Here is a 19852-nt window from a genome sequence, read left to right as displayed (position 1 = left end):
CCCCCCCCCCCCCCCCCCCCCCCCCCCCCCCCCCCCCCCCCCCCCCCCCCCCCCCCCCCCCCCCCCCCCCCCCCACAAACAAAAACCCCCCCCCCAGATTACTACGCGTCTCGTGGGCTCGGAGATGTGTATAAGAGACAGCATGGCGCCCGCCCGCGCCGCGACCGGCTGACCCGCCGAGGTGGGCTCAGCGGGCACCCGCCGTGGCGAACCACGGGTGGTGCAGGTCGTGGTAGCTGACGTCGCTCATGAGCGAGGACATCTCGTCCATCATCTGCTGGGCGTCCGGGGGCGGCGTCTGCCGCTCGCCCTCGCGGGCCGCGTCCTCGGTGGTGAACGCCATGGTCTGGGTGAAGAACCCGTCCTTGTCGACGGCGATGGTGCCGCCGATGATCTCCGGACGCATCTGGTGCAGCTGGTCCATCGGCTGCTCCATCGCGTGCCGGAAGCGCTCGGGGTCGCTGAGCCGACCCTGGATGACCTGGACGAACCCGGCGTCGTCGCGCCCGCCGTCGAGCATCATCGTCACGTCGTCGCAGTCGTGGAAGCTGACGTCGCCGTCGAAGCAGGCCGCCGTGTCGCGCCACCACGCGTCCTGCTCGGGGCGGCCCGAGTTGCGCTCGGCGTCCTCGCGCGACGCGAACCGGACCACGCCGACGAACTCACCGTCGTCGGTCAGGCCGTACGTGCCGCCGAGGAAGCCCTCTGCACCAGCCTCGAGCTCGTCGCGCCAGCGGTCCATCTGAGCGTGGATGCGGTCCGCGTCCTGGCACTTGCCCTGGATCACCTGGATGAACACCTCGTCACCTCCCGTTCGGGGGCCGCTTCGTGCGAAGTGGTCCGGTTCCCGACGGTACGCCGGGACGGCCCGGGCGTCACCGGGACGAGTCGGACTCGGCCGGATCGTCCCGTCGCAGAGGCGAGCCCGCGTCAGGTGGTGAGCAGCACCTTGCCGATGTGCCCCGACGCCTCGAGCTCGCGGTGCGCGTCGGCAGCCCTCTCGAGGGGCAGCCGCGTGTGGATGACGGGCCGCACGACGCCCGACTCGAGGAGCGGCCACACGTGCTCGCGGACCGCCGCGACGATGGCCGCCTTCTCCGCTGCGGGCCGGGCACGCAGGCTGGTCGCGATGACGGCCCCGCGCTTGGCGAGCAGGACGCCGAGGTCGAGCTCGCCCGTGCGTCCGCCCTGCAGGCCGATGGTGACGAGGCGCCCGTTCGTCGCGAGGACCTCGACGTTGCGCGCGAGGTACTTCGCGCCCATGTTGTCGAGGATGACGTCGGCGCCGTGGCCACCCGAGCCGGCCCGGACCTCCTCGACGAAGTCCTGCTCCCGGTAGTTGACGAGCACCTCGGCGCCGAGCTCGCGGCACGCGTCGAGCTTGGCCCGGGACCCGGCGGTGACGGCGACGTGGGCGCCGACCGCCTTGGCCAGCTGGATGGCCATGGTGCCGATGCCGGAGCCGCCGCCGTGGACGAGGAGCCACTGGCCCGGCTGGATGTTGGCGGTGAGGAAGACGTTGGACCACACGGTGCAGACGACCTCGGGCAGGCCGGCAGCGTCGGCGAGGTCGACGCCCCGGGGCACCGGCAGCAGCTGGCCCTCGGGGACGACCACCCGCTCGGCGTAGCCACCGCCCTCGAGCAGCGCGCACACCTCGTCGCCGACCGACCAGCCGGTGACGCCCTCGCCGAGCGCCGCGACGCGCCCGCTCACCTCGAGGCCGGGCAGCTCGCTCGCGCCGGCCGGGGGCGGGTAGTGCCCCAGCCGCTGCATGACGTCGGCGCGGTTGACGCCGGCGGCGACGACGTGGACGAGCACCTCGCCGGGACCGGCCACCGGGTCGGGCACGTCGGCGGGGACGAGGGCGTCGGCGTCCCCGAACTCGGGGATCGTGATGGCGCGCATGGGCCGAGCCTAGGCGACGCCCTCCGCGGGCCTCACCGGGCCGGGCTGAGGCGGCGCGCCACGTCGTCGGCGGCCGACCGGGCGCGCCCGACGAGGTCGGCGACGTGCTCGGGAGAGCCCTCCGTGGTGCGGAACGTCACGGCGACGGCGGCGAGCGGCCGGCCACCCCGTCCGAGCACCGGGACGGCGACCGACGAGAGGTCGGGGGTGACCGTGCCCTCCTCGCGGGCGTGCCCGTCGGTGCGGGCCCGGGTCAGGACGCCACGCAGCTCCGCCAGCGAGCGGGGGCCGATGCCGTGACGCTGCACGAACGCCCCGCGGTCGGGGTAGAGGGCGCGCACCTGGCTGGCCGGCAGCGCCGACAGCATCGCCAGGCCCGAGGCCGTCAGGTGGGCCGGCAGGCGCACGCCGACGTCCGTGACGAGCATCGGCTGGCCCGGGGCGCGCTCCTCGAGCAGGTAGATGACGTCGCGCCCGTCGAGGGTCGCGAAGTGGGCGTTACGGCCCGAGCGGTCGACGAGCCGCCGCACCGGACCGCGGGCCACCCGGGCGAGGGGCGCCTGGCGCTGGTACGCCGAGCCGAGCTCGTAGGCGGCCTGGCCGAGGCCGTACCGGCGCTCCTCGGCGTAGTGGGTCACGTAGCCGCGACCGAGCAGCACCTTGAGCAGGTGGTAGACCGAGCTGCGGGGCAGCCCGAGGTCGCGGGCGATCGACGCCGCGGGCACGGGCTCGGCGTGCCGGGAGAGGTGCTCGAGCACGTCGAGGGCGTTGGCGGCGGCCGGGGCGTTCGACACGCGTCCACCACCTCCTCCGAGTCGGGTACGGGCTCGCCCTGGCGCCGGGCGAACGTCTCGCATCCGAGACGATTGTGCTCCTTGCGGGCCGTCCGCACCAGCCGGGAGGCGGTTCCATGGAGCCATGAACGCAGCGCTGCCCGGCACCCACGCGGTCGCCACCCTCTCGCAGTCCTCGACCGCCACCGTCACCGTCGGCACCGGACCGCTCAGCATCGACGAGGTCGTCGCGGTCGCCCGGCACGGGGCGCGCGTCGCCCTGTCCGACGAGGCGGTGGCCGAGATCGCCCGCAGCCGCGCCGTCGTCGAGGCCCTGGCCGACGACACCGTGCCGCACTACGGCGTCTCGACCGGGTTCGGTGCCCTCGCGACGCGGCACATCCCCACCGAGCTGCGCGCCCAGCTGCAGCGCTCGCTCGTCCGCTCGCACGCCGCCGGGACCGGCGAGGAGGTCGAGCGCGAGGTCGTGCGCGCCCTCATGCTGCTGCGCCTGTCGACGCTCGCCACCGGCCGTACGGGTGTCCGGCTCGAGACGGCCCGCGCCTACGCCGCCGTCCTGTCCGCGGGCATCACCCCCGTCGTCCACGAGTACGGCTCGCTCGGCTGCTCCGGCGACCTCGCGCCGCTGGCGCACTGTGCCCTCGCCGTCATGGGCGAGGGCCCGGTCCGCCTCGCCGACGGCACGTCGACCGACGCCGCGACCGCGCTGCGCGACAACGGGATCGAGCCGATCGTCCTGGCCGAGAAGGAGGGCCTCGCCCTCATCAACGGCACCGACGGCATGCTGGGCATGCTCTGCCTCGCCATCGACGACCTGCGTCACCTGCTCCGCGTCGCCGACGTGTCCGCGGCCATGAGCGTCGAGGGCCTCCTCGGCACCGACGACGTCTTCGCCGCGGACCTGCACGCCCTGCGCCCCCATCCGGGCCAGGCCGCGGCGGCCGCGAACATCCGTGCGGTCATGGCGGGTTCGCCGATCCGCGAGTCGCACCGCACCGAGGAGTGCACCCGGGTGCAGGACGCGTACTCGCTGCGCTGCGCCCCCCAGGTGCACGGCGGCGCCCGCGACACCGTCGAGCACGCGGTCCGCGTGGCCTCGGCCGAGCTCGCCTCCGCCGTCGACAACCCGGTCGTGACCCCGGACGGACGCGTGGAGTCCAACGGGAACTTCCACGGCGCCCCGGTCGCGTACGTCCTCGACTTCCTCGCCATCGTCGCCGCCGACGTCGCCTCGATGGCCGAGCGCCGCACGGACCGCTTCCTCGACGCTTCGCGCAACCACGGCTTGCCGCCGTTCCTCGCCGAGGATCCCGGCGTCGACTCCGGCCTGATGATCGCCCAGTACACCCAGGCCGCGATGGTCTCGGAGCTGAAGCGCCTCGCGGTCCCGGCCTCCGTCGACTCGATCCCGAGCTCGGCGATGCAGGAGGACCACGTGTCGATGGGGTGGTCGGCCGCGCGCAAGCTGCGCCGGTCGGTCGACGCCCTCGGCCGCGTCCTCGCGATCGAGCTGCTCACGGCCGCGCGTGGCATCCGGCTGCGCGCACCGCTCGAGCCGTCGCCGGCCTCCGCCGCGGCCATCGCCGCGCTCGACGCCGTGACGAACGCCGCGCCCGGCCCGGACCGCTTCCTCGCTCCCGACATCGAGGGCGCCCACACCGCGGTGCGCGACCGTTCCGTCGTTGCGGCCGTCGAGGCCGTCACCGGCCCGCTCAACTGACCCAACTGCCTGAACCTGCTTGAACGAGAAGGGAACCGACATGGAAGGTGCACGTCCGGTCCGCGCCGCGCGCGGGACGCAGCTGACGGCGCGCTCGTGGGCCACCGAGGCCCCGCTGCGGATGCTCATGAACAACCTCGACCCCGAGGTGGCCGAGCGTCCCGACGACCTCGTGGTCTACGGCGGCACCGGCCGCGCGGCCAGGGACTGGCGGTCCTTCGACGCCATGGTGCGCACGCTGACGACCCTCAAGGACGACGAGACGATGCTCGTGCAGAGCGGTCGCCCCGTCGGCGTCATGCAGACGCACGAGTGGGCCCCCCGCGTCCTCATCGCCAACTCCAACCTCGTCGGCGACTGGGCCACGTGGCCCGAGTTCCGCCGCCTCGAGCACCTGGGCCTGACGATGTACGGCCAGATGACCGCAGGGTCGTGGATCTACATCGGCACCCAGGGCATCGTGCAGGGCACGTACGAGACGTTCGCCGCCGTCGCCGAGAAGAAGTTCGGCGGGACGCTCGCCGGCACCCTGACGCTGACCGGTGGCTGCGGCGGCATGGGCGGCGCGCAGCCGCTGGCGGTCACCCTCAACGACGGCGCGTGCCTCATCGTCGACGTCGACCCGGCCCGCCTGCACCGACGAGTCGAGCACCGCTACCTCGACGAGGTGGCCGAGAACCTCGACGACGCGGTCGAGAGGGCCCTCGCGGCCAAGCGCGAGCGACGCGGCTGGTCCGTCGGCGTCGTCGGCAACGCCGCCGAGGTCTTCCCCGAGCTGCTGCGTCGCGGTGTCGAGATCGACATCGTCACCGACCAGACCTCGGCCCACGACCCGCTGTCCTACCTGCCGGTGGGGGTCGAGCTCGCCGACTGGCACGAGTACGCCGAGAAGAAGCCCGAGGACTTCACCGACCGCGCCCGCGCGTCGATGGCTGACCACGTCCGGGCGATGGTCGAGTTCCAGGACGCCGGGGCCGAGGTCTTCGACTACGGCAACTCGATCCGCGACGAGGCGCGCCTCGGCGGGTACGACCGCGCGTTCGAGTTCCCCGGCTTCGTGCCGGCCTACATCCGGCCGCTGTTCTGCGAGGGCAAGGGCCCGTTCCGGTGGGCCGCGCTCTCCGGCGACCCGAAGGACATCGCCGCCACCGACCGGGCCGTGCTCGACCTGTTCCCGGACAACGACCGCCTCCACAAGTGGATCCGCGGCGCCCAGGAGCGGATCGCCTTCCAGGGCCTGCCCGCGCGCATCTGCTGGCTCGGCTACGGCGAGCGCGACAGGGCCGGACTGGCCTTCAACGAGCTCGTCCGCACCGGCGAGGTCAGCGCGCCGATCGTCATCGGCCGCGACCACCTCGACTCCGGCTCGGTGGCCAGCCCCTACCGCGAGACCGAGGCGATGGCCGACGGCTCCGACGCCATCGCGGACTGGCCGCTGCTCAACGCCCTCGTCAACACGAGCTCGGGCGCCAGCTGGGTGTCGATCCACCACGGCGGCGGCGTCGGCATCGGTCGCAGCCTCCACGCCGGCCAGGTCAGCCTCGCCGACGGCACCGACCTCGCAGCGCAGAAGCTGGCCCGCGTGCTGACCAACGACCCCGGCATGGGCGTCATCCGGCACGTCGACGCCGGCTACGAGCGCGCCGAGGAGGTCGCCCGCGAGCGCGGTGTCCGCGTCCCGATGCAGGAGGGCTGACCCGACCCGATGCCCTCAGCCCTTGCGGACCTCCTCGTCGGAGATGTCGGCCACGGTCGCGTCGAAGAGCCGGATGACGTCGTCGCCGGCGACCGTGAGGCCGACGCCGTGCGCACCTCCACCGATGGAGATGCGACGTCCGACGAGGTGGCTGTCGGCGATGACGGGCAGGGCCGTCGCGGACCCGAAGGGCGTGATGGTGCCGCGCTCGTAGCCGGTCACGGCCTTCGCGGCCGCGGCGTCGGGCATCGAGATGCGGTTGGTGCCGAGGAGGGCACGCACCTTGGCCCACGAGAACGTGCGGTCACCGGGTACGAGGACGAAGACATGGTCGTCCTCGGAGCGGCGCACCACGAGCGTCTTGATGAGGTCGCGCGGCTCGATGCCACGGGCTGCCGCGGCCTCCTCGAGGGAGCCCACCCGACCGTGCCGGGTCGCCGTGAACGGGATGCCCGCGGCTCGCGCAGCCTCGACCGCCGGCGTGCGGATCGGCTCGGACTCACTACGCTCGGCGGTGTCATCACGGTCGGGCCCCTGCGGGGAGCCGTCGGGGGAGGCGTCGGTGGAGGCGTCGGGGGAGGCGTCGGGGGACATGTGCGACAGCCTAGTTTCGAGGCCTGGTTTCGAGGCCGGTGCGAGCCACCGGCGACGCGAGGAGTGGACGAGGTGACGACGACGTGACGACGAGCTTCGACCGGATGTGGGCCGACCTCGAGCCGGTGGGCCGCCACAGGGACACCGGAGGCTACCGGCGCTACGCGTGGACCCGGACCGACCACGACCTGCGGGAGTGGTTCGCCGCCGAGTGTGCCGCCCGTGGCCTGGACGTCGTCGAGGACCGCGCCGGCAACCAGTGGGCCTGGTGGGGCGACCCCGACACGACGCCCGGCGTCGTCATCGGCTCGCACCTGGACTCGGTGCCCGACGGCGGCGCGTACGACGGGCCGCTCGGGGTGGTCAGCGCCCTCGCCGTCGTCGACGACCTGCGCGCCGCCGGCGTCGAGCCGGACGTGCCCCTCGGCATCGTCAACTTCGTCGACGAGGAGGGCGCCCGCTTCGGGGTCGCCTGCGCCGGCTCCCGCATCATCACCGGCGAGCTCGACGCCGACCGCGCCCGCTCGCTCGCCGACGGCGACGGCGTCACCATGGCCGAGGCGTGGAGCAAGGCCGGCCGCGACCCGGCGTCCATGGGGCCCGACCCCGACACCGTGCGCCGCGTCGGCCGGTTCGTCGAGCTGCACATCGAGCAGGGCAAGGCGCTCGCCCTCGCCCCGGACGGCACCGACGACCTGTCCGACGACGCGCGTGCCGTCGCCATCGGCACCGACATCTGGCCGCACGGCCGGTGGCGCATCGACCTGCCGGGCGAGGCCAACCACGCCGGCACGACCCGCCTCGAGGACCGCCGCGACGCCATGATCTCGCTGGCCGACGTCGTGCACGCCGCCCGCTCCTACGCCACCGCGCTCGGCTGCGTCGCCACGGTCGGCAAGGTCGTCGTCGAGCCGGGCGGGGTCAACGCGGTGCCGAGCCACGTCACGGCCTGGCTCGACGCGCGCGGCCGCTCCGAGCACGCCGTCCGCTCCGTCGTCGAGGCCGTCGCCGGCGACGCCATGCGCACCGGAGGGGAGACGACCATCGAGTCGTGGACGCCGCCGACGACCTTCGACGCGGACCTCGTCGAGCAGCTGCGCTCCGTCCTGCCCGCCGCGCCCCTGCTCGGCACCGGTGCCGGGCACGACGCCGGCATCCTCGCCACGCACGGGGTGCCCTCGGCGATGCTCTTCGTCCGCAACCCGACGGGAGTCTCGCACTCGCCGAAGGAGTCGGCCTACCTCGACGACTGCCACCACGGCGTCAGCGCCCTGACCGCCGTGGTCACCGCCCTCACCGCTCCCACCGCTCCCGCCGCTCCCGCCGCTCGGAAGGACACCCCCTGATGACCTCGTTCTGGTGCGAGAGTGCCTGGCTCACAGGGGGGTTCGCCCACCGTGTCCGACTCGTCACGGCCGACGGCTGCTTCAAGGAGGTGCTCGTCGACGCCGACCCGGAGCCCGGCGACGTGCACCTGGCCGGCGTCACGCTGCCCGGCATGGCCAACACGCACAGCCACGCCTTCCACCGGGCCCTGCGCGGTCGCGTCAACGGCGGCGGCGGCAACTTCTGGAGCTGGCGCGAGCAGATGTACGCCGCGGCGGAGCAGCTCAACCCCGACACCTACTTCACGCTCGCGCGGGCCGTCTTCGCCGAGATGGTCCAGGCCGGGTTCACGGTCGTCGGCGAGTTCCACTACGTCCACCACCGTCCCGGCGGCCACGCCTACCGCGACCCGAACGCCATGGGCCTGGCCCTGCGGCAGGCCGCGGAGGAAGCCGGCATCCGCCTGACGCTGCTCGACACGTGCTACCTCGAGGGTGGCCTCAACGGCGGCGGGCACGTCGAGCTGCACCCCGGCCAGCGCCGGTTCAGCGACGGCACCGTCGACGCGTGGGCCGAGCGCATGGCCGCTCGCCCGGGACCGACCGACCGGGTCCGCCTCGGCGCGGCGATCCACTCGGTGCGGGCCGTGCGTCGCGAGGACCTGCCCAAGGTCGTCGAGGCCGCCGGCGACCTGCCGCTGCACGTGCACCTGTCGGAGCAGCCGGGGGAGAACCTCGCCTGCCAGATGTACTACGGCTGCACCCCCACCGAGCTGCTCGACGGCGCCGGGGCGCTCGGGCCCGACCTCACGAGCATCCACGCCACGCACCTGACCGAGCACGACCTCGAGCTGCTCGGCGGCACCGGCACCGGCGCCTGCATCTGCCCGACCACCGAGCGCGACCTCGCCGACGGCATCGGCCAGTCCCGCGCCCTGCACGACGCCGGCAGCCCCATCTCGCTCGGCTCGGACCAGAACGTCATCATCGACCCCTTCGTCGAGCTGCGCGGCATCGAGATGCACGAGCGCCTGCTCACCAACGAGCGCGACCGGTTCTCGGCCAACGACCTGCTCCTCGCGGCGTCCTTCAACGGGTACCGCGCGCTCGGCTGGTCCGACGGCGGGCACCTGAGCAAGGGCGCCCTCGCCGACTTCGTCACGGTCCGCGCCGACACGGTCAACACCGCCGGCTCGGCGCACGAGCAGATCATCTACTCGTGCGTGGCCTCGGACGTGTCGACCGTCGTCGTCGGCGGTGAGGTCGTCGTCAGCGACGGGCAGCACCGGATGGGTGACGTCGGGCGGCTCCTCGGTGGGGCCATCGAGCGTCTCAGTGCCGGTGTGGCGGGCGGGGTGCACGCGTGAGCCTGCTGCTCACCGGTGTCGCCGAGCTGACGACGAACGACCCCGAGGTCTCCGACTCGCTCCCGCCGGGGTCCGACCCGGGCGACCGGCTGCTCGGCATCGTGCGCGACGCCGCGCTGGTCGTGTCCGACGACGGCGTCCTCGAGTGGGTGGGCCGGCGGGCCGACGCGCCGGCCGCGGACAGGTCGCGCGACCTCGGTGGCCGGGCCGTCATCCCCGGCTTCGTCGACTCGCACACGCACCTCGTCTTCGCCGGGGACCGGTCGGCCGAGTTCGCGGCGCGGATGACCGGGACGCCGTACGACGGCGGCGGCATCCGCGTCTCCGTCGAGGCCACGCGAGCCGCCTCCGACGACGAGCTGCTCGCGCTCGTGCGCGGCCGCGTCGCGGAGATGCGCGCCCAGGGCACGACGACCGTCGAGGTCAAGAGCGGCTACGGGCTCACGCTCGAGGACGAGGTGCGCGCCCTGCGCATCGCACGAGAGGTGACACCTCACACGACGTTCCTCGGGGCCCACGTCGTCCCGCCGGAGTACGCGGCCGACCGGGCGGCGTACGTCGACCTCGTCACCGGCCCGATGCTCGATGCCATTGCGCCCCAAGGCGGTCCGGCCCTGGCCGAGAGCATCGACGTGTTCTGCGAGCCGCACTCGGCGCACGCCTTCGACGCCGACGAGTCCCGCGCGGTGCTCGAGGCCGGCCGGGCGCGCGGGCTGCGGCTGCGGGTGCACGGCAACCAGCTCGGCCACGGCCCGGGCGTCGGTCTCGCGTGCGAGCTCGGCGCGGCCAGCGTCGACCACTGCACCTACCTCGACGAGGCCGACGTCGAGGCCCTCGTCGCCGCGCGCGGCACGACGGTCGCCACCCTCCTGCCGGGCGTCGAGTTCTCGACCCGCTCGCCCTACCCGGACGCCCGCCGCCTCGTCGACGCCGGGGTCGACGTCGCGCTGGCCTCGGACTGCAACCCGGGCACGTGCTACTCCTCCTCGATGCCGTTCGCCATCGCCCTCGCCGTGCGCGAGATGGGGCTGACGCCGGCCGAGGCGCTGCACGCCGCGACGGCCGTGTCCGCCCGGTCGCTGGGCCTGGACCGGCGCGTCGCGGCGGGTCGGCCGGCGCAGCTCGCGGTCGTCGACGGGCCGAGCCACCTGCACGTGTCCTACCGCGCGGGCGTGCCCGTCGTGCGCAGCCTCGAGCTCTGAGGCGGGCCGGTCAGCCCGGGGCGGCGTCCTCCGTGGCGGGCTCGCACTTGAGCACCGAACCGGGTCCGGGGTGGATCAGGCCGGTGTGGCCGTCGGACCACTCGACGACGTACGGCGGCCCGCCACCGTCGCCCTTGACCTCGCGGATCACGCCGACCCGCGTCGACTGGCCGACGTGCTCGGCCGCCATCGTGATGCGGTCACCCACCTTCGCGTCCATGGGCGCACCTCCTCGTGCCGTGCCTGTGTGCTCGTGGGCGGAGCCCGTGACCGGGTCCAGTCCCAGCACACCACCGCCGGGGGTCGCGCGGGAAGAGGTCCGCGCCGATCCGCGCCGATCCGCGCCGATCCGCGCCGATCCGCGCCGATCCGCGCCGGGTGACGTCATGGGCGACGTGACGGTCGGCGTCGACGCGTCCGTCCTCCCGGGGTCGCACCCGCGGGCCACACCGGTGCGACCACGAGCGGACGCCCCACGACGGCGTGCTCGCCTAGGCTCGGGCGCATGAGGGAGGGGTCCGTGTACGACTGGCTGCAGCGGCGCCCCCTCCTGCTCGACGTGCCGCTGGCCCTGCTCCTGTCGTTCGTCGCGGTGGCCGTGCTCGGCTCGGGCGCGGCCAGCCCCTTCTGGGCGCTCCTCGGCCTGCCGAACCTCGCCCTCGTGTGGCGCCGGAGCCGTCCGACGCTGGCCTTCACCGCCGTGTGCGTGGGCCTCGCCCTCCGCGTCGTCGTCGTGCGCGACCTCCTGCCGAGCGACACCGCCTTCCTCGTCGCCCTGTACTCGCTCGCGGCCCACGGACGCCGGCGGCCGGTCCGGCTGGCCGGGCTGGGGGTCGCGGCGGTCGCCTCGGCGATCGCCGCGGTGCGCTTCACGGCCGAGTCGGTGACCCACCTCGAGGCACCCGCCGTCGCGTTCACGTTCGTCGCCTGCGCGACCGCCGCCCTGTCGGCCTGGACGCTCGGTGACCTCAAGCGGGCCCGGCTCCAGCGGCTCGCCGACCTCCAGGACCGGGCCGAACGCGTCGAGCGCGAGCGTGAGCAGGAGCTGCGCCTCGCCGCGCAGCAGGAGCGCGCGGCGATCGCCCGCGAGATGCACGACGTCGTCGCCCACGCCCTGTCCGTCATCGTCGTGCAGGCCGACGGTGCCGCGTACGCCGCGACGCGCCGGCCGGAGGGCGCCCTCGAGCAGGCGACCCGCACCCTGGTGACCATCGGCGCCACGGCACGCGACGCCCTCGGCGAGACCCGCCGCCTCGTCGGCGTGCTGCGCGACCCGGACTCGGGCGCCGAGCTCGCCCCGACCGGTGGCCTCGACCAGCTCGACGACCTCGTCGCGGGCGTCCGGGCCGCCGGTGTCCCCGTCACCCTGACGGTGCACGGCACCGACGCGCCCCGCCCCGTCGCGCTCGACCTCGCCGCGTACCGCGTCGTGCAGGAAGGCCTCACCAACGTCATCAAGCACGCCGGGGCGGGCGCGCAGGCGCGCGTCGACGTCGTGCAGCAGCCCGGACGCCTCCGGGTGTGCGTCCGCGACGACGGGCGCGGCGCCGCGAGCCCGGACGACGGCCGCGGGCACGGACTGGCCGGCATGCGTGAGCGGGTCGCCGTGCACGACGGGACGCTCACGGCCGGGCCGCACCCGCACGGTGGGTTCGAGGTCCTCGCGACGCTGCCGCTACCGGCCGAGCCGTCGGCGGCCCGGCCGCTCCTCGGGCCCGTGGACCACACCGTGCCGATGGCGACCACGCCCACCGTCCCCGTCCCGACCCACCCCGCCGACGAGAGGGCTCGATGACCCCGCCGCGACCCCTCGACCCGACCGGCCCGGTGCGGGTCATGATCGTCGACGACCAGGCCCTCGTGCGCGCCGGCTTCCGCATGGTCCTCGACGCCGAGCCCGACGTCGAGGTCGTCGGCGAGGCCGGCGACGGCCAGGCCGCCCTCGACCTGCTCCCGGGCCGCGACGTCGACGTCGTGCTCATGGACGTCCGGATGCCCCGCCTCGACGGCATCGAGGCCACCCGTCGGATCGTCGACGCGGCCTCTGTCACCGGCGCATCCGGGCCGCGCGTGCTCGTCCTCACGACGTTCGACCTCGACGAGTACGTCCTGGCCGCGCTCCGTGCCGGCGCCGCCGGGTTCCTGCTCAAGGACGCCGGACCGGCCGAGCTGCTCGCCGCCATCCGGGCCGTGCGCACCGGCGACGCCGTCGTCGCGCCCGGCCCGACGCGTCGGCTCCTCGACCGCTTCCTGCCCGTCCTCGACGAGCCGGACCGCCGTGACGGGCTGGACCGGCTCGACGTCCTCACCGAGCGCGAGCGGGAGGTGCTCGAGGCCGTCGGCCGTGGCCTCAACAACGCCGAGATCGCCGCGTCGTTCTTCCTCGCCGAGGCGACCGTCAAGACGCACATCGGCCGGATCCTGGCCAAGCTGGGCCTGCGCGACCGCGTGCAGATGGTCGTGCTGGCCTACGAGACCGGCCTGGTGCGCGTCGGGGACGGGTAGGCCGGCCGGAGGTTCCGCTCAGCGACCGCGGGTGGCCTTGTCGATGGCCTTCTGCGTCGCCTTCTCGGCCTTGGCCCGGGCCTTGGCCAGCTTCTTGGCGGCCTTCTTGTCCTTCGGCGCGACCTGGTCGTCCTCGAGCGCCTTGGGCAGGTGGCCGGTCGAGCGACGGTAGTACGTCGCCGCGCCGCGCTCGGCGGCGACCCGGGCGGCGGCCACGGCCATCGACGAGATCGCGGTGAAGAGGACGACGTCGCGGGTGCGCTCCCGCTCGTAGTCGCCCTTGACCGGCACGTTGCGGCCCGTCGCGAGCTTCCAGCCCCGCTGCGCGGCGTCGGTGGCCACCTTGGTGGCGACGAGGGTGGCCCCGACGCTCAGCATCTTCCACGTGGCGTTGCCGGCGGCCGTGTGGTGGGTCCTCGCGTCGTCCGCCTTCGCGACGGCCCGCGAGGCCGCGCCCTTCGCCTTCTTCGCGCTCCGTGCCATGGCGTGACTGTACCCATGGCGTCAGGGGTAGAGTCACCCCCGACAACTGAACAGCACCACCCACACCCATACGACAGGGGAGCGCGAGACGCGCTGAGAGTGCGGCAGCCCCACGGCCGAGCCGCAGACCCTCGAACCTGCTCCGGTTAGCACCGGCGAAGGAAGTCGGTATCTCAGGTCACCCGCCGGCGTCACGACGCCGCGGCGTGCCCTCCCCGAGGTATCCATCGGAAACCCGGGAGCCACACCATGTCCAGCACCATCACCGCGAGCGGGCCGCTGACCCGCTGGCGCACCATCGACCTGCTCACCTGCGCCTTCCTCGCCGTCGCGTTCGGCGTCGCCTACTGGGCCTGGGGGCTGGTCTACGCCATCCCGTCCGACGCCGTCTCGGCCGGCTTCCCGCCGCTCGGCGCGCTCTTCAACTGGCCATGGCTCGTCGCCGGCATCGTCGGGATGCTCGTCATCCGCCGACCCGGTGCAGCCGTGTTCACCGAACTGCTCGCCGCGGTCGTCTCGGCCCTCATCGGCACCCAGTGGGGCATCACCACCGTCGTCTCGGGCCTCGCGCAGGGCCTCGGCGTCGAGCTGGGCTTCGCCCTGTTCGGCTACACCGTCTACCGCTGGGCGCCGCTGCTCGTCGGAGGTTTCCTCGGCGGCGCCCTCGAGGCCGTCTACGAGTGGTACTCGTACTGGACCGACTGGGGCTGGGGCTACAAGGTGGCCTACCTGTTCCTCCTCGGTGGCTCGGTGGCCGTCTTCGGCTCGCTCCTCGCGGTCGGGCTGACGCGGCTGCTCGCGCGCGCCGGAGCGCTGTCGGCGTTCCCGCCGGGCCAGGAGGCGCGGGAGCGGACCGCCTCCTGAGGTCCCTCGTGCACCGCCCGTCCGGCGCCGTCCCCGCTGACCGGCCGACGCTCGATGCAGCGGCCCTCGATGCAGCGGCCCCCGACGCAGCAGCCCCCGACGCGTCGGCCCTCGACGCGGCTCCGGTCGGTGCCCGCGTCGAGGTCCGCGACCTGACCTGGCGTCCGTACGGGCGGGCGCGGCCGGTCCTCGAGCACCTCGACCTCACCGTCGAGCCCGGCGAGCGCGTCCTGCTCGCCGGGCCGAGCGGGTCGGGCAAGTCGACGCTGCTGCGCGCCGTCGCCGGGCTGCTGCTCACCGCCGACGCCGGTGAGCTGTCGGGCGAGGTGACCGTCGGGGGCCTTGCCCCTCAGGCGGTCCCGGGGTCGGTGGGCCTGGTCCTGCAGGACCCCGGCGCCGGCGTCGTGGCCTCGACGGTGGGTCGTGACGTCGCCTTCGGGCTCGAGAACGTGCGGCTGCCCCGCGACCGGATGCCGCCCCTGGTCGAGACGGCGCTCGACGAGGTCGGCCTGGCGATGCCGTGGTCCAGCCCGCCCTCGACGCTGAGCGGCGGGGAGTCGCAGCGCCTGGCCCTCGCGGGGGCGCTCGTCATGGAGCCGTCGGTGCTCCTGCTCGACGAGCCGACCGCGATGCTCGACGCCGCCACGGCGGCGGGGGTGCGACGCGTCGTCGCCGACGTCGTGCAGCGCCGTGGCCTGACGCTCGTCGTCGTCGAGCACCGCCTCGACGGGTGGGTCCACCTCGTCGACCGCCTCGTCGTGCTCGGCTCCGACGGTGCCGTGGTCGCCGACGGCCCGCCAGGCCGAGTGCTGGAGCGTGAGGCGGAAGCCCTTGCCGCACAAGGTATCTGGGTGCCGGGCGCACGGGACCCCGAGCCGCTGTCCCTCGACCTGCCGGCCCTGCCCGGCGCCGCCGCCGGCGTCGTCCCCGACGGTGGCGTCGTCGCGGCGGCTGTCGGTCTCGGCGTCGAGCACCGCACCCGCCGGCTCGGCGAGCCGGCCCGGACCACCACCGCCGTCGTCGGGGCCGACCTCGAGGCGCACGCCGGGCGCACGCTGGCGCTCGTCGGGCCGAGCGGCGCCGGCAAGTCCTCGCTCATGACCGCCCTGGGCGGCCTCCTCGAGCCGGCCGCCGGACGCGTCGACGTGGCGCTGCCGCTCGTGCCGGGGGACGACGCCTCCCGGGCGCGGGTCGAGCCGCCGCACGCCTGGGCCTCGCCCGACCTCGCGCGCGTCGTGGCCTGGGTGCCGCAGCGGGCCGCGACCGTCGTCGTCGGCAGCACCGTCCGGGAGGACGTGCTCACCACCCTGCGGGCGCTCGGAGCCGATCCGTCGGCGGCCGCCGCCCGCGCCGACGCGGTCCTCGACGCGCTCGGGCTCACCCACCTCGCGGGCGCCGACCCACGCCGGCTCTCCGGCGGGGAGCAACGTCGGCTGGCCATGGCCTCGGCCGTCGCACACGGTCCGGCTCTGCTGCTCGCCGACGAGCCCACCGTCGGCCAGGACCGGCTCACGTGGGCGGCGGTCACCGGTGTCCTCGAGGCCGCCCGCCGGGAGGGCTCCGCCGTCGTCGTCACGACCCACGACCCCGGCGTCGTCGCCCGGGCCGACCGCGTCCGCACCGTCGGCCGACCCGAGCAGCCGCCGCCGGACCCCGTGCCCGAGCGGCGCACCCTCGTCGCCCGCGCCGGCCCCCTCGCCCTCGTCCTCGCCGCGCTGTGCGTCCTGCCGCTGCCGGCGCTGCTCGACACGTGGCGCCAGGGCCTCGCCGTCCTCGTCGTCGAGGGAGCGCTGGCCGCCCTCGCCCTCCTCGCGCCGGGGCAGGGGCGTCGTCCGGCCGCGCGCCTGCGCGGTGTCCTCGCCCGGCTCGCTCCCGCGGCGCTGGCCGTGGTCGGCGTCGCGTGGTCGGCCTGGCTGCTCGGTGGGCGCGACCTCGAGGTCGCGGCCGGTGCGGCGCTGCGCGTCCTCGCCCTCCTGGTGCCCTCGGCGGTCGTCGTCGGCGCCGTCGACCCGGACGCCCTCGGCGACCACCTCGCCCAGCGGCTGCGGCTGCCGGCCCGACCGGTCGTCGCCGCCACCGCGGCGCTCCAGCGGCTCCAGTCCTTCGACGTGCTCTGGGGCGAGCTGATGACGACGCGCCGGGTTCGTGGCGTCCGCGCCCGGTCGGGGCCCGTGGCGCGTGGCCGCGAGGCCGTCGTCGTCACCGGCGGGCTGCTCCTCGGCGCGCTCACGCAGGCGGCGGCGCTCGCGCTCGCCATGGACGCCCGCGGCTTCGCCGAGGCGCGCCGGCGAACGTGGGCCGGGCCCGCGCCGTGGCGGGCCGCCGACACGCTCGCGGTGCTCGCGGGCCTCGTCCTCATCGCGTCCGGCGTGGCCGCGCGCCTGCTCCTGCCCTGAACAGGGACGCGGGGCACAATGGGCGCGAACCGCGCCGGGTCGGGTCATCCGCCCTCCCGCGCCGCAGCCCCAGCCGCAGCACAGCAGGAAGAGGTGGACCCGTGCCGCGTCCCCGTCGTCTCGTCCGGAGGTCGCTCGCGGGCGCCGTCTCGCTGGTGCTCGTGGCCGCCGTCCTGGGGGCCTGCGGCCAGCCGACGCCGTCGGACCCCGACGACAGCCTCGCCCCGACCGTGAGCGTCGCCGTCCAGCCGACGATCCTGCCCGACACGGCAACCACCACCGACGACCCGACACCGTCCGCCGCGGGCGACGGCGGCCTCTTCGACGCCGGCTCGAGCCTCAGCGGCGTCCGGTGCGCGCCTGGCGCCGGCGACGTGTGGGACCTCACCGGGACGCTGAAGAACCCCGACACGGAGCAGCACACCTTCACCGTGGCCGTCTTCATCGTCAAGACCGCCGACGGCTCGGAGGTCGTCAGCAAGGAGGTCGACGTCCCGCTCCAGGCGGGCCAGAGCGCCCCCGTGTCGGTCGAGAGGTTCTGGACCGGCCCGAAGAAGGGCGTCGAGTGCCTGACCGGCGTCACCGTCAAGGACCAGTGACGTGCGGCTCTTCCTCGTGCGCCACGGCCAGACCCACGCCAACGTCGCCCGCCAGCTCGACACCGCGGTGCCGGGCCTCGACCTCACCGACGAGGGACGGGCCCAGGCCCACGCCCTGGCCCAGCGCCTCCGCGGCGAGGACCTCGCCGCCATCTACACCTCCGACCTCGTGCGCACGCAGCAGACCGCCGCACCCCTGGCTGCCGAGCTCGGCCTCGAGATGGTCGTCCTGCCCGGCCTGCGCGAGATCCAGGCCGGGGACTGGGAGATGTCCACCGAGTGGCAGCCGTACGTCGACGCCCTCGTGAGGTGGCGCGAGGACCCCTTCCACGTCATCCCGGGCGGCGAGAGCGGCGCCGAGTTCCTCGCCCGCTACGACGCCGCCATCGCGCGCATCGTCGCCGACGGCCACGAGTCGGCGCTCGCCGTGAGCCACGGTGCCGCGATGCGCGTCTGGTGCGCGGCCTCCCTCGGCCTGCCCGGGTCGTTCTTCGACGACCGTCGCGTCGACAACACCCACGTCGTCACCCTCGAGGGTGACCCGGACGCCGGCTGGCGCCTCCTCGCGTGGGGCGACGAGCCGGTCACGCATGGCTGACGCGTCCCGGCCCACCGCGCCGCAGCGGTCCCGCGCCGGGTGGGTCCGCGAGGTGGGGGCGCGCCTCGTGAGCGACGACCCGGACCGCGTGGCCTCCCTGGCCGCGGCCTCGCGGCGCCCCCGACCCGGCCGCTGGCGGTGGGCCGGGGTGGCGTCGTCCGTCGCGCTCGCCGCCGCCTCGTGGGGGGCCGGCTCCCGCCCGTCGCTCAACCGCGGCGTGCTCTGGCCGGGCGTGCGGTGGTGGCGTGACACCGGCGGCTCACCGCTGCTCGCGAGCGTCGCGCTGCTCGCCATGGCGGGGCTGCTCGTCGCGTGGTGGCGGCTGCGGTGGGCGCGCGTCACGGTCGGCTGGTGGCAGACCACCGCGGCGCTGTGGTTCGTCCCGCTCGTCGCGTCCGTGCCGCTCTACAGCCGCGACCTCTACTCGTACGCGGCGCAGGGCCTGCTGTGGTCGGAGGGACTGAGCCCGTACGACCACACCGTGCGCGAGCTCGACTCGGACTGGCGGCTCTCGACGGCACCGACCTGGCTCGACACCCCGACGCCGTACGGCCCGGTATGGCTGCTCCTCGCCCGCGGGGTGGCGTCCGTGTCCGGCGGTCACCTGTGGGTGGCGCTGCTCCTGCTCCGGCTGCTCGCCGTCGCGGGCGTGGTGGTCATCGGCTGGGCCGTGCCCGACCTCGCGCGGCGCCTCGGCACCGACCCCGCCCGCGCCACCTGGCTCGCCGTCGCCTGCCCGCTCGTCGGCGCGCACTTCGTCGGCGGGGCGCACAACGACGCCCTCATGGTCGCCGCGGTGCTCGGCGGGCTCGCGCTCGCCCTGCGCGGGCGGTTCGTGGCCGCGTGCGTCGTCGTCGCGCTGGGGGCGATGGTCAAGGTGACCGCGGTCGTCGCGCTGCCGTTCGTGGCGCTGCTCTGGGCGCGGCGCACGTTGCGCCGCTCCGGTCGCAGCGGGCCGCTGCGCTGGCCGGGCACCGTCCGCGCCGGGCTCCTCACGCTGCTCGTCGCGGGCGCCGCGATGGCGGTCGGCGGCCTGGCCACCCGGCTCGGGTTCGCGTGGCTGGACCCGGGTGGCACGCCCGGTCGCAACGAGCAGTGGACGTCGCTGCCCACCGGCGTCGGCATCGCCGTGCAGGCCCTCGGCACCGTCCTCGGAGAGCCGGGCTGGCGCGAGCCCGCCATCGACGCCGCCCGGACCGTGGCCCTCGTCGTGCTCGCGATCCTGCTCGTCCTCGTGTGGCTCGGGGCCGCCAAGCCACCCGTGCCGACCGCGTCGACCGGGCCCGCCGGACGCCGGGCCTCGGGTCGACGTGGCCGCCGGGCTGCGTCCGACGACACCGCCCGCGTCGTGCGCTCCCTCGGCTGGGGACTGCTGGCCGTCGTCGTGCTCGCCCCCGTCTTCCTTCCCTGGTACCTCCTGTGGGTGCTGCCGGTGCTCGCCGTGGCGCTGGGTCCGTCGCCGGCCCCGTCGCCGGTCCCGTCGCCCGCGCGCGCCGAGAAGCCGCTCGCCGTCCTCGCCACCGTCGTGTGCTTCATGACGCTGCCGGAGGGCTACAGCCTCGGCCTGACGACCACGGTCGTGGGGGTGCCGCTCGACCTCGTCGCGCTCGTCGTGCTCATCGTGCTCGCCGGCCGCGCGGCCCGACGCCTCGACCCACCCCTGCACGACCTGTCCCGGCCCCTGCTCCGGCCGGCCAACCGGCCAAGGGCCGATGTCCGGTTACGGAATGGAGACATTCGGAGCCGGTCCTGACGCCGTGGGGGACTGCTGTCCCACACTGTGCCGGTGAGCGACTCCGGC

The 19852-nt window shown here is 75.1% G+C and carries 18 protein-coding genes and 1 riboswitch; of the genes, 12 read left to right on the top strand and 6 right to left on the bottom strand.

Annotated elements, in window-relative coordinates:
- Window positions 1-187: 187 nt before the first annotated feature.
- The 3 genes from ACPYOM_RS13700 to ACPYOM_RS13690 all read right to left on the bottom strand — a co-directional run bounded on the left by ACPYOM_RS13700 (window position 188) and on the right by ACPYOM_RS13690 (window position 2702).
- Window positions 188-799 (bottom strand): hypothetical protein, encoded by a 612-nt coding sequence (locus tag ACPYOM_RS13700; protein WP_481346381.1) that lies wholly within the window; start codon window positions 797-799, stop codon window positions 188-190.
- 131 nt (window positions 800-930) lie between these two features.
- On the bottom strand, window positions 931-1908 hold the full coding sequence (locus tag ACPYOM_RS13695) for an NAD(P)H-quinone oxidoreductase (protein WP_481346380.1): 978 nt from the start codon (window positions 1906-1908) through the stop codon (window positions 931-933).
- 32 nt (window positions 1909-1940) lie between these two features.
- Window positions 1941-2702 carry an IclR family transcriptional regulator gene (locus ACPYOM_RS13690; protein WP_481343198.1) on the bottom strand — a complete coding sequence of 254 codons (762 nt, stop codon included), beginning with the start codon at window positions 2700-2702 and terminating at the stop codon, window positions 1941-1943.
- Between the two features lie 124 nt (window positions 2703-2826).
- Between ACPYOM_RS13690 and hutH the strand changes: the two genes are divergently transcribed.
- Both hutH and hutU read left to right on the top strand, forming a co-directional pair.
- Complete coding sequence (gene hutH / locus ACPYOM_RS13685) at window positions 2827-4422, top strand: histidine ammonia-lyase (protein WP_481346379.1); 1596 nt, start codon at window positions 2827-2829, stop codon at window positions 4420-4422.
- A 40-nt stretch (window positions 4423-4462) separates the two neighbouring features.
- The gene (gene hutU, locus ACPYOM_RS13680) at window positions 4463-6118 is read left to right on the top strand and encodes a urocanate hydratase (RefSeq protein ID WP_481346378.1); all 1656 of its coding nucleotides are present in this window, start codon (window positions 4463-4465) and stop codon (window positions 6116-6118) included.
- Between the two features lie 15 nt (window positions 6119-6133).
- On the opposite strand, the gene ACPYOM_RS13675 is transcribed toward hutU, so the two are convergent.
- Window positions 6134-6712, bottom strand: coding sequence for an aminoacyl-tRNA deacylase (locus ACPYOM_RS13675; protein ID WP_481346377.1), 579 nt, complete (start codon window positions 6710-6712; stop codon window positions 6134-6136).
- Between the two features lie 83 nt (window positions 6713-6795).
- Here ACPYOM_RS13675 and ACPYOM_RS13670 point away from each other — a divergent pair, with 83 nt between their 5' ends.
- Genes ACPYOM_RS13670 through hutI form a run of 3 tightly spaced genes read left to right on the top strand, consistent with a single transcriptional unit; the run spans window position 6796 to window position 10606 of the window.
- Complete coding sequence (locus ACPYOM_RS13670; protein ID WP_481346376.1) at window positions 6796-8058, top strand: allantoate amidohydrolase; 1263 nt, start codon at window positions 6796-6798, stop codon at window positions 8056-8058.
- Window positions 8058-9404, top strand: a complete 1347-nt coding sequence (locus ACPYOM_RS13665; protein WP_481343203.1) for a formimidoylglutamate deiminase — start codon at window positions 8058-8060, stop codon at window positions 9402-9404. The genes ACPYOM_RS13670 and ACPYOM_RS13665 overlap by 1 nt, the downstream gene beginning before the upstream one ends.
- On the top strand, window positions 9401-10606 hold the full coding sequence (gene hutI, locus ACPYOM_RS13660) for an imidazolonepropionase (protein WP_481346375.1): 1206 nt from the start codon (window positions 9401-9403) through the stop codon (window positions 10604-10606). The genes ACPYOM_RS13665 and hutI overlap by 4 nt, the downstream gene beginning before the upstream one ends.
- Window positions 10607-10616: 10 nt before the next feature.
- On the opposite strand, the gene ACPYOM_RS13655 is transcribed toward hutI, so the two are convergent.
- Complete coding sequence (locus tag ACPYOM_RS13655) at window positions 10617-10826, bottom strand: DUF1918 domain-containing protein (protein ID WP_481343205.1); 210 nt, start codon at window positions 10824-10826, stop codon at window positions 10617-10619.
- 285 nt (window positions 10827-11111) lie between these two features.
- On the opposite strand from ACPYOM_RS13655, the gene ACPYOM_RS13650 reads away from it, so the two are divergent.
- Together ACPYOM_RS13650 and ACPYOM_RS13645 are read left to right on the top strand one after the other, a co-directional pair.
- Window positions 11112-12401 (top strand): sensor histidine kinase, encoded by a 1290-nt coding sequence (locus ACPYOM_RS13650; RefSeq protein WP_481346374.1) that lies wholly within the window; start codon window positions 11112-11114, stop codon window positions 12399-12401.
- A complete protein-coding gene (locus ACPYOM_RS13645; protein WP_481346373.1) occupies window positions 12398-13111 on the top strand; it encodes a response regulator in 714 nt (237 codons plus the stop codon). The genes ACPYOM_RS13650 and ACPYOM_RS13645 overlap by 4 nt, the downstream gene beginning before the upstream one ends.
- A gap of 18 nt (window positions 13112-13129) precedes the next feature.
- Here ACPYOM_RS13645 and ACPYOM_RS13640 read toward each other — a convergent pair whose 3' ends face one another.
- Complete coding sequence (locus ACPYOM_RS13640; protein WP_481346372.1) at window positions 13130-13594, bottom strand: DUF4235 domain-containing protein; 465 nt, start codon at window positions 13592-13594, stop codon at window positions 13130-13132.
- 65 nt (window positions 13595-13659) lie between these two features.
- A riboswitch (TPP riboswitch) is annotated at window positions 13660-13775 on the top strand.
- A 68-nt stretch (window positions 13776-13843) separates the two neighbouring features.
- Between ACPYOM_RS13640 and ACPYOM_RS13635 the strand changes: the two genes are divergently transcribed.
- The 5 genes from ACPYOM_RS13635 to mptB all read left to right on the top strand — a co-directional run bounded on the left by ACPYOM_RS13635 (window position 13844) and on the right by mptB (window position 19804).
- The gene (locus ACPYOM_RS13635; protein ID WP_481339540.1) at window positions 13844-14458 is read left to right on the top strand and encodes an ECF transporter S component; all 615 of its coding nucleotides are present in this window, start codon (window positions 13844-13846) and stop codon (window positions 14456-14458) included.
- An 8-nt stretch (window positions 14459-14466) separates the two neighbouring features.
- On the top strand, window positions 14467-16854 hold the full coding sequence (locus ACPYOM_RS13630) for an ATP-binding cassette domain-containing protein (protein WP_481346371.1): 2388 nt from the start codon (window positions 14467-14469) through the stop codon (window positions 16852-16854).
- 101 nt (window positions 16855-16955) lie between these two features.
- Entirely contained in the window at window positions 16956-17453 is a 498-nt protein-coding gene (locus ACPYOM_RS13625; protein WP_481346370.1) for a hypothetical protein, read from the top strand.
- Window position 17454: 1 nt separating this feature from the next.
- Window positions 17455-18051 carry a histidine phosphatase family protein gene (locus ACPYOM_RS13620; RefSeq protein ID WP_481339550.1) on the top strand — a complete coding sequence of 199 codons (597 nt, stop codon included), beginning with the start codon at window positions 17455-17457 and terminating at the stop codon, window positions 18049-18051.
- The gene (mptB, locus tag ACPYOM_RS13615; RefSeq protein ID WP_481346369.1) at window positions 18044-19804 is read left to right on the top strand and encodes a polyprenol phosphomannose-dependent alpha 1,6 mannosyltransferase MptB; all 1761 of its coding nucleotides are present in this window, start codon (window positions 18044-18046) and stop codon (window positions 19802-19804) included. Before ACPYOM_RS13620 ends, mptB begins: the two co-directional genes overlap by 8 nt.
- Window positions 19805-19852 lie beyond the last annotated feature (48 nt).

This window comes from Monashia sp. HAY1-2A (genome assembly GCF_056755315.1).
This window is presented reverse-complemented; position numbering and strand designations above follow the sequence as displayed.

What these genes read in the sequence shown, in the direction of transcription:
- ACPYOM_RS13695 (WP_481346380.1), bottom strand. Translation starts at nt 1,908, where the DNA reads ATGCGCGCCATCACGATCCCCGAGTTCGGGGACGCCGACGCCCTCGTC.
- hutH (WP_481346379.1), top strand. Translation starts at nt 2,827, where the DNA reads ATGAACGCAGCGCTGCCCGGCACCCACGCGGTCGCCACCCTCTCGCAG.
- hutU (WP_481346378.1), top strand. Translation starts at nt 4,463, where the DNA reads ATGGAAGGTGCACGTCCGGTCCGCGCCGCGCGCGGGACGCAGCTGACG.
- ACPYOM_RS13675 (WP_481346377.1), bottom strand. Translation starts at nt 6,712, where the DNA reads ATGTCCCCCGACGCCTCCCCCGACGCCTCCACCGACGCCTCCCCCGAC.
- ACPYOM_RS13665 (WP_481343203.1), top strand. Translation starts at nt 8,058, where the DNA reads ATGACCTCGTTCTGGTGCGAGAGTGCCTGGCTCACAGGGGGGTTCGCC.
- ACPYOM_RS13655 (WP_481343205.1), bottom strand. Translation starts at nt 10,826, where the DNA reads ATGGACGCGAAGGTGGGTGACCGCATCACGATGGCGGCCGAGCACGTC.
- ACPYOM_RS13650 (WP_481346374.1), top strand. Translation starts at nt 11,112, where the DNA reads ATGAGGGAGGGGTCCGTGTACGACTGGCTGCAGCGGCGCCCCCTCCTG.
- ACPYOM_RS13645 (WP_481346373.1), top strand. Translation starts at nt 12,398, where the DNA reads ATGACCCCGCCGCGACCCCTCGACCCGACCGGCCCGGTGCGGGTCATG.
- ACPYOM_RS13640 (WP_481346372.1), bottom strand. Translation starts at nt 13,594, where the DNA reads ATGGCACGGAGCGCGAAGAAGGCGAAGGGCGCGGCCTCGCGGGCCGTC.
- ACPYOM_RS13635 (WP_481339540.1), top strand. Translation starts at nt 13,844, where the DNA reads ATGTCCAGCACCATCACCGCGAGCGGGCCGCTGACCCGCTGGCGCACC.
- mptB (WP_481346369.1), top strand. Translation starts at nt 18,044, where the DNA reads ATGGCTGACGCGTCCCGGCCCACCGCGCCGCAGCGGTCCCGCGCCGGG.